15 protein-coding genes are annotated in these 13,431 nt (G+C 60.0%); 4 read left to right on the forward strand and 11 right to left on the reverse strand.

What is annotated here, in order from left to right:
• Positions 1-10: 10 nt before the first annotated feature.
• From QU667_RS01270 to QU667_RS01290, 5 genes are all read right to left on the reverse strand, one after another.
• A complete protein-coding gene (locus tag QU667_RS01270; protein WP_304987543.1) occupies positions 11-829 on the reverse strand; it encodes a hypothetical protein in 819 nt (272 codons plus the stop codon).
• 18 nt (positions 830-847) lie between these two features.
• Positions 848-1,726, reverse strand: coding sequence for a hypothetical protein (locus QU667_RS01275; protein ID WP_304987544.1), 879 nt, complete (start codon positions 1,724-1,726; stop codon positions 848-850).
• Positions 1,727-1,796: 70 nt separating this feature from the next.
• The gene (locus QU667_RS01280; RefSeq protein ID WP_304987546.1) at positions 1,797-2,687 is read right to left on the reverse strand and encodes a hypothetical protein; all 891 of its coding nucleotides are present in this window, start codon (positions 2,685-2,687) and stop codon (positions 1,797-1,799) included.
• A 17-nt stretch (positions 2,688-2,704) separates the two neighbouring features.
• Positions 2,705-3,274: a LemA family protein gene (locus tag QU667_RS01285; protein WP_304987547.1), complete on the reverse strand. Its 570-nt coding sequence runs from the start codon at positions 3,272-3,274 to the stop codon at positions 2,705-2,707.
• A 130-nt stretch (positions 3,275-3,404) separates the two neighbouring features.
• Positions 3,405-4,703 carry a TPM domain-containing protein gene (locus tag QU667_RS01290; protein ID WP_304987548.1) on the reverse strand — a complete coding sequence of 433 codons (1,299 nt, stop codon included), beginning with the start codon at positions 4,701-4,703 and terminating at the stop codon, positions 3,405-3,407.
• Between the two features lie 207 nt (positions 4,704-4,910).
• Here QU667_RS01290 and QU667_RS01295 point away from each other — a divergent pair, with 207 nt between their 5' ends.
• Both QU667_RS01295 and QU667_RS01300 read left to right on the forward strand, forming a co-directional pair.
• Positions 4,911-5,162, forward strand: a complete 252-nt coding sequence (locus QU667_RS01295) for a toxin HicA (protein ID WP_304987549.1) — start codon at positions 4,911-4,913, stop codon at positions 5,160-5,162.
• 12 nt (positions 5,163-5,174) lie between these two features.
• Positions 5,175-5,399: a type II toxin-antitoxin system HicB family antitoxin gene (locus QU667_RS01300; protein ID WP_304987550.1), complete on the forward strand. Its 225-nt coding sequence runs from the start codon at positions 5,175-5,177 to the stop codon at positions 5,397-5,399.
• A gap of 60 nt (positions 5,400-5,459) precedes the next feature.
• Here QU667_RS01300 and sucD read toward each other — a convergent pair whose 3' ends face one another.
• The 6 genes from sucD to QU667_RS01330 form a co-directional block, all read right to left on the reverse strand.
• Entirely contained in the window at positions 5,460-6,365 is a 906-nt protein-coding gene (sucD, locus tag QU667_RS01305) for a succinate--CoA ligase subunit alpha (RefSeq protein WP_304987551.1), read from the reverse strand.
• A 19-nt stretch (positions 6,366-6,384) separates the two neighbouring features.
• Positions 6,385-7,575: an ADP-forming succinate--CoA ligase subunit beta gene (gene sucC / locus QU667_RS01310; RefSeq protein ID WP_304987552.1), complete on the reverse strand. Its 1,191-nt coding sequence runs from the start codon at positions 7,573-7,575 to the stop codon at positions 6,385-6,387.
• Between the two features lie 144 nt (positions 7,576-7,719).
• Positions 7,720-8,793: an aldose epimerase family protein gene (locus QU667_RS01315; protein WP_304987553.1), complete on the reverse strand. Its 1,074-nt coding sequence runs from the start codon at positions 8,791-8,793 to the stop codon at positions 7,720-7,722.
• A gap of 76 nt (positions 8,794-8,869) precedes the next feature.
• Complete coding sequence (locus QU667_RS01320) at positions 8,870-9,076, reverse strand: ferredoxin (protein ID WP_304987554.1); 207 nt, start codon at positions 9,074-9,076, stop codon at positions 8,870-8,872.
• Between the two features lie 134 nt (positions 9,077-9,210).
• Positions 9,211-10,944, reverse strand: coding sequence for a phosphoenolpyruvate--protein phosphotransferase (gene ptsP, locus QU667_RS01325; protein ID WP_304987555.1), 1,734 nt, complete (start codon positions 10,942-10,944; stop codon positions 9,211-9,213).
• Positions 10,945-11,021: 77 nt separating this feature from the next.
• Entirely contained in the window at positions 11,022-11,288 is a 267-nt protein-coding gene (locus QU667_RS01330) for an HPr family phosphocarrier protein (protein WP_304987556.1), read from the reverse strand.
• 268 nt (positions 11,289-11,556) lie between these two features.
• Between QU667_RS01330 and QU667_RS01335 the strand changes: the two genes are divergently transcribed.
• A complete protein-coding gene (locus QU667_RS01335; RefSeq protein ID WP_304988372.1) occupies positions 11,557-12,378 on the forward strand; it encodes a conjugal transfer protein TraD in 822 nt (273 codons plus the stop codon).
• A gap of 27 nt (positions 12,379-12,405) precedes the next feature.
• Positions 12,406-13,428: a PRC-barrel domain-containing protein gene (locus tag QU667_RS01340; RefSeq protein WP_304987557.1), complete on the forward strand. Its 1,023-nt coding sequence runs from the start codon at positions 12,406-12,408 to the stop codon at positions 13,426-13,428.
• Positions 13,429-13,431: the final 3 nt, after the last annotated feature.

The following is a 13,431-nucleotide window of genomic DNA, read 5'->3' on the forward strand; positions in this document are numbered from 1 at the left end:
TTTATCCTTCCTATACGCTGTGGTAGGAAAAGGTGTACCACGAGGTCGTGAGCGCCTCGCGCGGATTCTTGAGAAGTTCCTCGCCCGTCATCCAGCAGATGCCGGAGGGCACCCAGTGATTCCGATTGAAGTCCAAGATAAAGCGCGTGGAGGAAAAGTCCTGACTGGGCATATCGCGGTGCGCAGGGTCGCCGTCGTAGATCTGCGAGGGCAGCCCGACGGTCCCGCCGTTGTAGGGGGGCTCGAGGCGTACGAGACTCCAGCTCTCGGCGAGCAGTTCGCACGTGAGTGTGCTGTCTTTGAGAGTGACGCGCTGATAGCGCTCGCTGCACCGCATTTTGCCGTCTGCGTCGATGTGAAGCTGCTCCGTGCGGAGGTTGTACTGGCGTATGCCGTCCTTTACCATCGGGTGGAAGGAGTCCAGCGTGGTCAGATTCGGCGTGCCGCCGCTAAAATCTGCATCAGGAAGGCGGACGAGACTGCCGTCCGCGCCGATTTCGTAGGCGGACATGCCGAGTGCCGTCGGCATTTTTTGGAGGTATTCGGGGAGTGTATTCATGGATTCTGCGTCCCACATACCGTGACAAAACAGCAGCTCGAGCCGCCCGTTTCCGTCGAGGTCGGTGACGGCAAAGCGCGTCCGGGCAGGGTCAAATGACGTGCCGTCCTGCCGGTCGGTCTGCTCCGCAAGAGCATCGTCCCGCCAGAGTGCTTCGGCAGCGGCGATCGTCTCGATCTGTACGGCGGACGGGGGGGCAGCGGCGGCGGACGCCGCGCATGTGAGGGCGGCACAGGCGACGCTCAGTGTGCTTTTGAGCGGAATGTTCATTGGATACTTCCTTCCGGGTTACCCCTTCCCGTCCATAACGCCGTAGACAAAGCCTGCCCACGAGGCGGCGAGGGCTTTCTGCGGATCGCGGTTCAGCTCATCACCGCTCATCCAGTGCACAGCACTGGACGGCGTGTAGATCCGATAAAAGTCCTGATAAAACCCCGTCTGTGCAAAATCCGCAGGGCTCATCTCGCGATGGGCGGGATCGTCGTCGTAGATGCTGGCGGAGAGGGGAACCTCCTCGATGCGGTCGATGTCATAGACGTTGTAATAGCCGTTTTCCTCTGCGAGCAGTTCGCACGTGACGACGCCGTCTACGATGGCAATCTGCTGATAGGCGACGGTATAGCTATAGTGGCCGTGCTCGTCCTTTGTGATGGTTCGCGTGCAGATGTTGTACGGACGCGTGCCGTTGGCGTTCACCTGATGGAGCGCATACAGCCCCGTGAGATCGGGTGCGCCGTAGCCGTTCTCCGTCTCGGGGAGGCGGGCAAGGCGACCGTCCGTGCCGATCTCGTAGACTGCCATGGCGAGTGCTGTGGGGATGTCACGGAGGGGATACGGGGTAATGCCCTCTGCAACAGGCAGCATGGCGGCGTGTCGGAAGAGCAGTTCGAGACGTCCGTTGCCGTCGAGATCGGTGACGGCGAAATATGTGCGGGAGGGGGTGAAGGAAAGCAGATGCAGCTGTGCTATATCGTCGTCGTCATACTGGGGCATGGCGAACTCATCCTTCCAGAGCTTTTCCGCCTTGGCGATGGTGTTCAGCTGTTTCTTTGCTGCCGCAGGCGAGGTGATGTGCTGTGCGGTGGTGGAGACGGCAGAAGCGGATGCCGTGCCTGTGAGCATGAGCGCGGCAAGTGCCGCGAGGATGGTTTTTTTCAATCGCTTCATGGTGTACCTCCTCTGGGGAATTGCTGATAAAATAGATCTTCAGATTGGTGCAGAATATATCCGTGCGTCCTCAGCGCAGTCCATAGGAAAAACCGTACCACGAGGCGGCGAGGAGGGGGCGGACATTCGCGCGGAAGTCCGCCTTGCGGAAGTCCGCGCCGCTCATCCAACATACCGATCCGCACACCGCCGGTTTTTTATCAAAGGCTTCGTGAAACGACGACCCCTCAAAATTCGAGGGGGTGAGTTCCGTGTCGCCTACGCGCACGAGGCGGGGGATGGCTTCGGGCATACCTTCCTCATAGATGCCGAAGGAGCCTTCCTCTGTCGCATCCAGTCTGCAAAAGAGTGTATTGTCCGTGAGCCAGAGTGTCTGATAGAGGATGCGGTAGGGCTGCACCGGTGCGCCCCACTCTTTGGCGTTCTCGCGTACGAGTGTGTGGATGTGATAGAGACGTGCGCCTCCCATCGCCGCGCTGATCTCGTGGACATACTGGAGCTTCCTGAGGTCGGGCGCATCCGCTGTGACATCGCCGTTCAGGATGTCGATCTTCACGGGCGCAAGCCGTGTGCCGTCCTCCGTGACCTCATAGATGAACGCATGAACACCGATGGGGACGGCGGAGACATGCTCCATACCTTTGATAAAGCCGGCGGGTTTCTTCTGCATCCGTGCAGCGGAGACAATCTCCTTGGAGATGCGGCTTGTGCGGAAGATGACTTCGAGCCGCCCGTTCGCATCGAGATCGGTGACGGCGATGTCAAGGGTGGGGTAGTCATGCGTGGCAAAGCGCATATAGCGGCTGTCGGCATCGGCGAGGTGTTCGAGCACCTCATTCCATGCCTCGTCCGCATTTGCGATCGTGTCGAGCTGTCGCTCGGTGTCGACGGTCGCATGGACGGGGGCTGCGCCGAGGAGCAGGACGGAAATGAGCGCGCCTGCAGCAAATTGTCGGAGCATGATGCGCCTCCTTTCTGTCAGAACTTCACCTCGGGGACGGCGTCCGCGCCCTCTTTTGCTTTGAATTGGGGCTTTTGCGTCATGCCCATAGATCCCGCGAGGAACATACCGGGGAAGGTGGAGATTGTGACGTTGTACTGACGCACCGCCTCGTTGTAGTCGCGCCGTGCGACGGCAATGCGGTTCTCAGATCCCGACAGCTCGCGCATGAGTTCGAGGTACTGTGTGTTCGCCTTGAGGTCGGGGTACGCCTCGGCGATGGCGAAGAGACGTCCGAGTGCGCCCGTCAGCTCTGCGTTCGCCGCATCCATCTGCTCCACGCCCTGCGCACCTGCGAGTTTGGTACGTGCGTTTACAACCTCCTCGATGATGGTCTTTTCGTGGATGTCATAGCCCTTGACCGTGTTCACGAGGTTCGGGATGAGGTCGCTGCGCCGCTGCATCTGGTTCTCGACCTGTCCGTAGGCGGCATCGACGCGGATCTCCGCCTCCTTCAGCCCGTTATAGAGAGAGATGAAGCCGAAGATGCAGCCGAGGATGACGACGATGAGAATGACACCGACGGAGATAACGCCCTTGTTGTTCATGGTGAAAACTTCCTTTCGTGTAGATCCCTGCGCGTTCCACGCGAACACCTCGTTGCACAAGTGATCGCGCAATTTACGCACTTGCCCCACGAGGGCTTGCTTAGGAACATCGCATGATCGCCTCTCATAACTACCAATTCCCCGACGCACCGCCGCCGCCCGAGGAGCCGCCGCCGTAGCTGCCGCCGCCCGAGGAGCCACCGCCGCCGTAGGAGGGACGATCATCGTCGTCGTCGTAGGTGCCGCCGATTCCGCCGTACGGCGTATAACCGTATTTGCCCGAGGAGAGGAGGTTCAGCAGGGAAGCGAGCGAGAAAAAGGCAATACTGAACACCTGCCCCACCATCCAGAGGATGAGCAGGAGGATCGGGATACAGATGAGGAAGCCGAAGAGATAGACGTAGAACGGCTCACTGCCGCCCTCGTCGATGGAGTCGGGGACAGTCACATGGGCATTCGTGCACAGCCGTGCGCTGACTATGGCGTAGCCCTTTCGGATCTCTTCGGAAATGTCGTCCTTGTCGAAGGGGAACTCGGAGCGGATACGATTGGTGGCGTAGGTCGTGTCGTGCTCCTGCTCCATCTCGGTCAGGGCAGGTCCGAACAGGAAGAACACCTCGCGCTCTTCCTTTGCGATAAAGAGCAGAGCCGTTTTCCCCTGTGCCGCGTCCTTCAGCTGCCAGTCCGCAAAGAGCTGCTGCGCAAACCGCTCTGCATTTACGCCCTTCAGCGTCGGCATGGTGACGACAATCATCTGTGCGCCCGTCGCGTTCGTGAGGTCTCCGCCCATCTGCTCAATCGCTGCCGCATCCTCGGGCATCAGTATGTCGCCAAAGTCAGCCACTGCGCCGAGATGTGCGGGCTTTGCGGGGATGCCGAGCGCCGCACCGAGACTTTCGAGCCCCACGCCGTACTCCGCACACGTCTTTTGCGTGAGCGTGATGTACGCCGTGAGGATCGCGGGGGAGTAGTTCTCCTTGCGGAATTCCCCTTTCATCGCGTCGAGGACGCTGCCCGCATAGCCGTCCGTGATCGCGCCCTCCAGTCCGTAGCCGACCTCGATGCGGAACGCGCGGTCGTCCTTCGCGATGAGCAGGAGCACGCCGTTATTCATCCGTGCATCGCCGATGCCCCAGCTGCGAAAGAGTTCGTTCGCGTACGTCTCGATGTCTGCGGTGCCGAGCGTCGGTACGGTGACGACGACGATCTCCGCCTTTGTCTTTGCGCGAAGCTCCGCACCGATCTTTTTGATCTGTGCCGCGTCCGCGGGCGTGACCATGCCCGCCGTGTCGACGATGTACGACCGCTGCGCGGGCTTTGCGAGCAGATCGCTTTCGGCGGCATCCGCCGCAGGGCTGCCGCTGAGAAGAAGTACCGCGAGCATGAGGAGGAGCGCGAGGTATGCCCGCAGATGTTTCTCACTGTTCATGAATACCACATCCTTTCGCGTACAAATCATAGTGCGATAATACTATTGTAGCATATTTTTGAAGATTGCGTAACTGTCACATATGACAGGTTCAAACGTCCTTTTTGAAAGATCTCTGTTGCTTTTCGACTTCTTGACATTGCGAATGGCGCATCTTTACAATTGGAGGGAAAATGGTATTATATAATGAGAAAGCAGGTGTAGCCGGTGGGACATTATGAAAAGTTACTCCAAAAAATAGAAAATAATCCTGCTGACGTTACTTTTGATGAGCTGGAAAAATTGATGACGAAGGTAGGCGGATTTACTTGTCGATCGGGGAAAGGAGATCACTATACGTTTTCACATCCGCGTCTGCAGGAGATTCTGACCGTGGATTCGAGAGGGAAGCGTCGTCCGCTGAAGGCGATCTATGTGAAACGGGCACTCGTGCTGTATAAACGGGTTGTGGAGAGATAAAGGAGTGTATGTATGATGGTTGATATTGACGCATATCAGGTGACGATTTCTGCATTGTCCGTGGAGGATGGCGGAGGCTTCTTGGCTGAGGTGTTTGAACTCCCGGGGTGTATGGCGGATGGAGAAACGAAGGAGGAGGCGCTGCGGAACATTTCGGATGCGATCGTTTCGTGGATTGAAACGGCAAAAGCTGAGGGACGCACGGTACCCGCTCCGAAACTGGCGGCAGCTGTATAATCTGCGCTGCACACAAAAAGCCCCCGCATATGCGGGGGCTTCGTTATGCTGTAAATTATCTCAGCAGGTGTGGCACTTGTCGTAGAGACCCTTCTCCTTGAGGAGCCTCACCATGGTCTCGCCGATGTGTGCGACGGTGTCGGCGACGGGGATGCCCGCCGCACCCAGGGCGGCAACCTTGTCCGCTGCCGTACCCTTGCCGCCGGAGATGATTGCGCCTGCATGACCCATGCGCTTGCCCGGAGGCGCCTGACGGCCGGCGATAAACGCGGACACAGGTTTGTCCTTCATATTTTCCTGAATCCACTTCGCGGCATCTTCCTCCGCCGTGCCGCCGATCTCACCGATGATGAGGACGGCATAGGTGTCGGGATCGTCCTTGAAGAGCTGCAGCGCGTCGATGAAGTCCGTGCCCTTGACGGGGTCGCCGCCGATGCCGACGGTGGTCGTCTGACCGATGCCCGCGTTCGTGAGTTGGAACGCCGCCTCATAGGTGAGGGTGCCGGAGCGCGAGATGAGTCCGACGTGGCCGGGCTTGCTGACCGTGCCGGGTGTGATGCCGAGCTTGGACTGCTGCGCGGTGAGGAGCCCGGGGCAGTTCGGTCCAACGAGGCGGGTCTTTTTGCCCTGCATATAGCGGCGTACCTTCACCATGTCGAGCACGGGGATGTGCTCGGTGATGCAGACGACGAGGTCGAGATCCGCATCGACCGCCTCAAGGATGGAGTCCGCCGCGAAGCGTGCGGGGACGTAGACGACGGAGGCAGTTGCACCCGTCGCCTTCACGGCATCTGCAACGGTATTGAATACGGGTACGCCCTCGACGGTCTGCCCCGCTTTGCCGGGGGTGACGCCGCCGACGATCTTTGTGCCGTAGTCGAGCATCTGCTTCGTGTGGAACATGGCGGCCTTGCCGGTGATGCCCTGGACAATGACCTTGGTGTCCTTATCAATCATTACTGACATTGTATGACCTCCCTTTCGATTACGCCTTCGCCTGTGCGACGAGTTTCACGATCTGCTCTGCGCCGCCCTCCATCGTGGCTGCGGGGAAGACGTTGCCGATCGGCGTGTTCTTGAGGATTTCGCGACCCTCTTCGACCTTTGTGCCTTCGAGGCGGACGACGACGGGAACAGGGAGGGATTTGCCGTCCTTGGAGATGATCTTTGCCGCCTCGATGATGCCGCTGGCGATGTTGTCGCAGCGGTTGATGCCACCGAAGATGTTGACGAAGATGCCCTTCGCCTGACCGCCCTCAAGCATGATGCTGAACGCCTTGGCGATCTTCTCGGGTTCGGAATCGCCGCCGACATCGAGGAAGTTCGCGGGCTCGCCGCCGTAGTGCTTGATGATGTCGACGGTCGCCATCGCAAGCCCTGCGCCGTTGACCATGCACGCGACATCGCCGCCGAGGTTGACGTAGTTGAGCCCTGCCGCAGCCGCCTCGCGCTCCTTCGGATCCTCCTCGGTCTCATCGCGGAGCGCTGCGATGTCGGGGTGGCGGAAGAGCGCGCTGTCGTCGAAGTTCAGCTTCGCATCAAGTGCGATGACATCGTCGTCCTCGGTGACGACGAGCGGGTTGATCTCGACCTGTGAGCAGTCCTTGCCGATGAATGCGGCATAGAGACCCTGCATGAGCGCCGCCGCCTTGCGGACGGCAGGACCCGGGATGTTGATGGCGTACGCCATGCGCGATGCCTGGAACGGAGCAAGCCCGATCACGGGGTCGATGTATTCCTTGATGATCTTCTCGGGGGTCTCGGCGGCGACCTTCTCGATCTCGACGCCGCCCTCCTCGGAGCCCATCATGACAATGCTCGCGGTCTGACGGTCAACGACGAACGAGAGGTAGTATTCCTTTTTGATCTTCGAGCCTTCTTCGATGAGGAGGCGACCGACCTTTTTGCCCTCGGGGCCGGTCTGATGCGTGACGAGAACCTTGCCGAGGAGTTCCTGCGCGTAGGTGCGGACTTCATCTGTGTTCTTTGCAATCTTGACACCACCCGCCTTGCCACGGCCGCCCGCGTGGATCTGCGCCTTGACGACAATCACGGGGGAGCCCAGCTTCTTCGCATTCTCGACTGCCTCATCGACGGTGAACGCCGGCAGCCCGTTCGGCACGTTCACGCCGAACTCGCGCAGAACCTGCTTGGACTGGTACTCATGAATATTCATTTAGTCAATCCTCCCTTAATTTTTGTGAGCAGAACTCATTGATACATATTATCTTACCCTCCTTTTATCGAAAAGTCTAGGAATTTTGCATAAACGAACGATTGAAAAAAGCATGATGGTCATAAGGAATTTCTATAGATGGTATTATAATTCTTCGAGCACATAGACGGTCTCCGCCTCCCAGACCTCTCCCATGCGCAGCTCGGGCTGTGGAAAATGCGGGTTTGCGGGCGCGTTCGGGAAGAATTGTGTTTCAAGGCAGAAGCCTCCGCGCCGTGGGAACTGTTTGCCGCCCTTGCCGATGAGCGGACGCTTCGCGAGGGAGTTTGCCGTGTAGAACTGCATCCCGACCTGCGTCGTGTAGCAGGAGAGGGCAAGCCCCGTCTTTTCCGATGTGACGCGTGCCGCCTTTTTGAGATGGGAGTATGGCTCGGGCGCGATGTCGCCGCGCAGCACCCAGTTGTGATCGTAGCCGCCCGCAAACTGCAACTGGTCATAGTCCGCGTCGATGCGCTCGCCAATGCGGTGCGGCGCAGTGAAGTCCATCGGCGTTCCAAAGACGCTGAGGATACGTCCGTCGGGCAGGGACTCCGCATCCGCCCACGTGAACTCGTCGGCGTAGATCTCCGCCGTGTGATCGAGCACGCTGTCAGCGGTACACCCCTCCAGGTTGAAATAGGTATGGTTCGTGAGGTTGCAGATCGTGTCCGCGTCGCTGACGGCGCGGTAGGAGATGGAGAGTGCATCGTCGTCCGTGAGGCGGTAGGCGACCTTTGCCTCGAAGTTGCCGGGGTAGCCGCCCTCGCCGTCGGGGCTGATCGCCGTGAACTCCACGCCGCCCTCGACGATCTCCGCCATCCAGAGGTGGTAGTGCAGCCCGTTTGAGCCGCCGTGGATGTGGTTCTGCTTTTTTGATCCTGTGTTCAGCTCCAGCTGATAGGGACGCCCCGCGACCGTGATACGCCCGCCCGCGATGCGGTTCGCGTGCCGTCCGACAATCGCCCCCATCGAGGCGGTGTCGCGGACATAGTCTTCGCCCGTTTCATAGCCGAGCACGATGTCGAGCGGTGCGCCGTGTACCATGCGCTCGAACTTCACCAGCCGCGCCCCGTAGGTTGTGACAGCGACGCGTGTGCCGCGTCCGTTCGTGAGTGTATAGAGGTCGATCCGCTCTCCCCCCGGCATCGTTCCAAACGGTTCCATCTTTAATTCCGTCATTGTAGATTCCCCCCGTGCGGCTGTGCCGCCATCCAGAAATGGCAATCGAAAAAATCACCTTCATTTTATCACATAATCATCTGTTTGCCACGAAAAAGGAAGAAATAATTGCGCCGACGGGGCAGTCCTCCGCCGCTTCGAGCGCATCGTCCTCCTCGGTTGGTACGGGCTGGCGCACGAGTACGGCGGAGCGTGCCGTGCGGTCGATGCGAAAGACGGCGGGCAGACGTTCGGCACACATCCCGCAGGAGACGCACGCGGCGTCGTCGATGGATAGTTTCATGGAAGCCTCTCCCAAATGAAAATCCCTGCCGCACCGAAGCGCGGCAGGAATTCCGAATCAAATATAATACACGCACACAGTATGACGTAGAACGACGTTCTTGTCTGTGCTTTTTGCAACAATGAGCGATTCCCTTAGATCCTTGCGCTCGCGTCCGAGCCTTCGAGCATCTTGTGCAGGTAGGCGCGAATCTCGACGCCGTGTTCCATCTTCATGACATCGGCGAGGAGTTCCTTTGCCTGTGTCGAGGTGACGGAGCGGATCATCTCCTTGACGCGCGGGATGCTCGGCGCACTCATGGAGAGTTCCGTGATGCCCATGCCGAGCAGGATGACGGCGGCGTACGGGTCGCTCGCCATCTCGCCGCACATACCCGCCCAGATGCCGCGCTCACGCGCACTCTGGATCGTGCGCTGGATGAGGCGGAGGACAGCGGGGTTGAACGGGTTGTAGAGGTGCGCGATCTGTGCGTTGCCCCGGTCAACCGCGAGCGTGTACTGGATGAGGTCGTTCGTCCCGATGCTGAAGAAGTCGACGTACTGGGAGAGCAGCGGCGAGACGACGGCAGCGGCAGGCGTTTCGACCATGATGCCCACCTGTACGTCGTCGGAGTACTCCTTGCCCTCGTGGGTGAGCTCCACCTTTGCCTGTTCGACGAGTTTCTGTACGCGTTGGATCTCGCTGACGCTGATGACCATGGGAACCATCATCGCCGCCTTGCCATAGAGACCTGCGCGCAGGATCGCCTTGATCTGCGGGAGGAAGAGGTCGTGACGGTCAAGGCTGATTCTGAGGGCGCGGTAGCCGAGGAACGGATTCTCCTCGGGGTCGATGTTGAGGTAGGGCAGGGGCTTGTCGCCGCCGATGTCCATGGTGCGGATGACGCAGATGTGGCCGCCGCACTTTTCGACCGCAGCGCGGTATGCCTTGAACTGATCTTCCTCCGTCGGGATCGTCGTGGAGCCCATAAAGACGAACTCGGAGCGGAAGAGCCCCACGCCCTCCGCGCCGTACGTGAGTGCGTTATCCACGTCCATGTGCGTGCCGATGTTCGCCGTGAGTTCGATGCGTACGCCGTCCTTGGTCACGGCGGGCAGATCCTTGAGCGCGGCGTAGTGCGCCGCGAGCTTTTTCTGCTCTTCGATCTTGGTCTGATAGAGCGAACGCTCCGCCTCGGTCGGGCGGATGATGATGTCGCCGCGGCTGCCGTCGAGGATGATCTCGTCCTCGTCATGAATGAGGTTGATCTTGTCGCCGATGCCGAGCACGGTCGGGATCGCGCGTGCCTTGGCGATGATGACGACGTGGCTCGTCGCGCTGCCCGAGCCGAGGATCACGCCCGCGATCTGATCCGTTGGCATCCCCGCCACGACGGACGGCTCGATCTCCTCGCCGCAGAGGATGACCTGACCCGCGCCGATCTCCGGTTCTTTGACCCCGAGGACGTATTTCGCGATGCGCTTGCCCACGTCGCGCAGATCGACCGCACGCGCAGCGAAGTACTCGTCCTCCATCTGCTCGAACAGCTGCGCCTGATCACTGGCGGCGTCAAGGATGCCCTGCGGCGCACTGCCCGTCTCCTCGATCTTTGTCTTGATGTTCTCCGCCATCATCGGATCCTGCACCATCATGCGGTGCGCCTCAAGGATTGCCGCCTGTTCGGTCTGCTCCTCCTTGCGGAGGCGGTCGATGGTCGCGAGCAGGATCTCCGTGACGGCGGTGAGTGCCGCCTCCGCCTTGCCCTGTTCCTCTGCGATCGAGCCGGGCTTGTATGCCGCGAGATAGCCGTCGAGGTTCTGTCCCGCGAGCATGACCTTTCCGACGGCGATGCCGGAGATAACGCCTTTTCCACGGATGCTTTCCGCCATGTTTATACCCCCCTATGAAAAAACGCCGCGAGGCGACAGTGTACTGCAAAACCTCGGGCGTCCCCCTATCGTATGGATTACTCCTCGCCGAACTTCGAGTTGACGAGATCCGCAAGAGCCTTCACGGCATCCGCCTCATCCGCGCCCTCGGCAATGATGGTGAGCTCCGTGCCCTTGACGAGCCCCATGCTCATGAGCATGAGAATGCTCTTGGCATCGACCTTCTTGCCCTTCGCCTCGATCTGGATCTTGGATTTGAACTTGGTCGCCGTCTGGACGAACACCGATGCGGGACGTGCGTGGATGCCCGTCTTGTTCTCGATCATAACTGTTTCCTGCGTCATGTGAACCTCTCCCATCCGATATAAGTTGATTCATCCGATATTCTCCTCGCGTGCGCTGTATCTTTTTGCACGCGAATGAACGTCATAGTTATTATACTATAAAACGGGACATGAAAAAAGGGCAGAAATAAAAAAGTTTTGTGCGACTTTTTGGGGGATTTTCCGAAGCAGAGAAGGAGTTTTCGTGTTTGTGTCGAAACTATCTTAGAATACCTGCGGCGTGTCTGCTGCATTGGACGTTGGTGAGGAGCAAGGGGGGGCGAGGACAATGCCGTCGCAGATTCGCCCGTCTTCGCTGGTGCTCGCCGTGCTGATGAGTGTCGGTCTTGTCGTGGGGAGCATTGTGCTCCGTCCGCCGCTGACCCGGACGCTGTACATCCAGTATGCGGCGCTGATCGCGGGGGCGGGGCTCATCGTGACGCTCTACAATTATTTTCTGACGCTGCGTGTGCGCAGGCGTGCACAGCAGGATGCGAAGGAAATAATCCCGCCGCTGTCGCCGAGCGAGCTGCCGATGCCGCCGCCGCAGGAGGCGGACACTGCGACAGATCCCCCCTGTGCCTACGCGGCGACAACGGAGACGGCACTGCCGGAGGCGTCGTTTCCCGCTGCCACAGCGCATCCTCTCCCCGCAGAGGAGCGGGATGCCGCCCCCGCAGTCCGGCGGGATCCGGCACAGAGCACGCCCCCGCAGGAGGCGGAGGATCTGCCGGAGAACATGGATGCCCTGCTGGATGTCGCCTACGAGGCGGCGGAGGACAATCCGCTGCGGGCCGTTGCGGCATATCGCCGTGCACTTGCACGCTATCCGGACGACTCCTATGTCCCGTATCTCATCATCGAGCTCACGACGCTCTACAAGCGTTTTGGGGACTACGAAGCGGCGCTCGCCCTCTTTGATGAGGCGTGTGCGCTCCCTGTCATTGCAAAGAACGCCGTCATGGTGCAGGAGTTTGAGCGCTCCCGCAGAGCCTTGACCGTCGTTTCCCATATGCTCCGTGCGCAGGGGACGCCTGCGCTGCCGTTCGGCGAGGTGTCGAAGGAACTGCTTGCCGAGGCGGATCGGCGGGCACAGGAGTTGAGAACCTGACATTTTTGGTAAAATGGAGGAATACACATGAAGAAAAGCGTTGACATTCTGGGGCTTCCTGTCATCAGTATCACCGAGGGACGCGAGCTCGGCATGAGCAAGACGCTGCTCATCGACGCGCCGAACCGCGTTGTAGCGGCGATCACGATCGAGGACGAGGACTGGTATCGCGGCGTCAAGCTCATTCCCTATGATAATGTCATTGCGGTCGGCGAGGATGCCGTCACGATCAACAACAGCGAGAACATCCTGACGCTGGATGCGGCGGGCGATTTCGAGACCCTGCTCGACGACAACATCCGCGTGATCGGGACGAAGGCGATTACGCGCTCGGGCGTGATCCAGGGCACGATCTCCGAGATCTTCATCGGCGAGGACGGCAGCATCGAAAAGTGCGAGATCACGACACCGGAGGGCATGGCGTCCGAGGTGACGGCGGATCAGGTTTCCATCTTCGGAAAGGAAGTCACAGTCATCTCCCCGGAGGGCGATGCCGGAAAAAAATCTGACGCAGCGGCTGCACCGGCGGCACCCGCTGTGACAGCGCCCGCAGATCCTGTGCCTGCGGCTGAGCCGGTGATTGAGGAAACTCCCGCCGTAGAAGCTGCGCCCGTCGCTGCGATGCCCGTGATCGAGGAGTCCGCACCCGTGGCGGAGGCTGCTCCTGTGGTGGAGCCCCCGATGGAGGAGGCCGCGCCTGTCGCTGCTCCGGCAGCTCCTGCAGAGGAGCCGGCACCGACCGCCGCGCCGGCGATGCCTGAGCCTGAGCCAGCCCCCGCGCCGGTGGCGCATCCTGCGATGGCGGTGGTTGAGGATCCGGCACCGGCCGAACCCGCTCCGGCTGCGGCAGAGCCCGCCGAGGACAAGAGCGCGGAGCGCGTGAACGAGGATCGTCACCGCCGATTCCTGCTCGGCAAGAAGGCGACACGCACGATCAAGATGGACAACGGTGTCGTCATCGTCGAGGCGGGCGCGGACATCACCGAGGAAGTCCTGCAGAAGGCGAAGCTCGGCAACAAGTTCATCGAGCTCTCGATGAGCGCACAGTAACCG

Origin of the sequence: Selenomonas dianae (assembly GCF_030644225.1) — a bacterium.
In the GTDB taxonomy this organism is placed as follows: Bacteria; Bacillota; Negativicutes; order Selenomonadales; family Selenomonadaceae; genus Centipeda; species Centipeda dianae.

Excerpts from the sequence above, each read along its gene's own strand:
- QU667_RS01270 (WP_304987543.1), bottom strand. The coding sequence starts at position 829 with ATGAACATTCCGCTCAAAAGCACACTGAGCGTCGCCTGTGCCGCCCTC.
- QU667_RS01275 (WP_304987544.1), bottom strand. The coding sequence starts at position 1,726 with ATGAAGCGATTGAAAAAAACCATCCTCGCGGCACTTGCCGCGCTCATG.
- QU667_RS01280 (WP_304987546.1), bottom strand. The coding sequence starts at position 2,687 with ATGCTCCGACAATTTGCTGCAGGCGCGCTCATTTCCGTCCTGCTCCTC.
- QU667_RS01285 (WP_304987547.1), bottom strand. The coding sequence starts at position 3,274 with ATGAACAACAAGGGCGTTATCTCCGTCGGTGTCATTCTCATCGTCGTC.
- QU667_RS01290 (WP_304987548.1), bottom strand. The coding sequence starts at position 4,703 with ATGAACAGTGAGAAACATCTGCGGGCATACCTCGCGCTCCTCCTCATG.
- QU667_RS01300 (WP_304987550.1), top strand. The coding sequence starts at position 5,175 with ATGATGGTTGATATTGACGCATATCAGGTGACGATTTCTGCATTGTCC.
- sucD (WP_304987551.1), bottom strand. The coding sequence starts at position 6,365 with ATGTCAGTAATGATTGATAAGGACACCAAGGTCATTGTCCAGGGCATC.
- sucC (WP_304987552.1), bottom strand. The coding sequence starts at position 7,575 with ATGAATATTCATGAGTACCAGTCCAAGCAGGTTCTGCGCGAGTTCGGC.
- QU667_RS01315 (WP_304987553.1), bottom strand. The coding sequence starts at position 8,793 with ATGACGGAATTAAAGATGGAACCGTTTGGAACGATGCCGGGGGGAGAG.
- QU667_RS01320 (WP_304987554.1), bottom strand. The coding sequence starts at position 9,076 with ATGAAACTATCCATCGACGACGCCGCGTGCGTCTCCTGCGGGATGTGT.
- ptsP (WP_304987555.1), bottom strand. The coding sequence starts at position 10,944 with ATGGCGGAAAGCATCCGTGGAAAAGGCGTTATCTCCGGCATCGCCGTC.
- QU667_RS01330 (WP_304987556.1), bottom strand. The coding sequence starts at position 11,288 with ATGACGCAGGAAACAGTTATGATCGAGAACAAGACGGGCATCCACGCA.
- QU667_RS01335 (WP_304988372.1), top strand. The coding sequence starts at position 11,557 with ATGCCGTCGCAGATTCGCCCGTCTTCGCTGGTGCTCGCCGTGCTGATG.
- QU667_RS01340 (WP_304987557.1), top strand. The coding sequence starts at position 12,406 with ATGAAGAAAAGCGTTGACATTCTGGGGCTTCCTGTCATCAGTATCACC.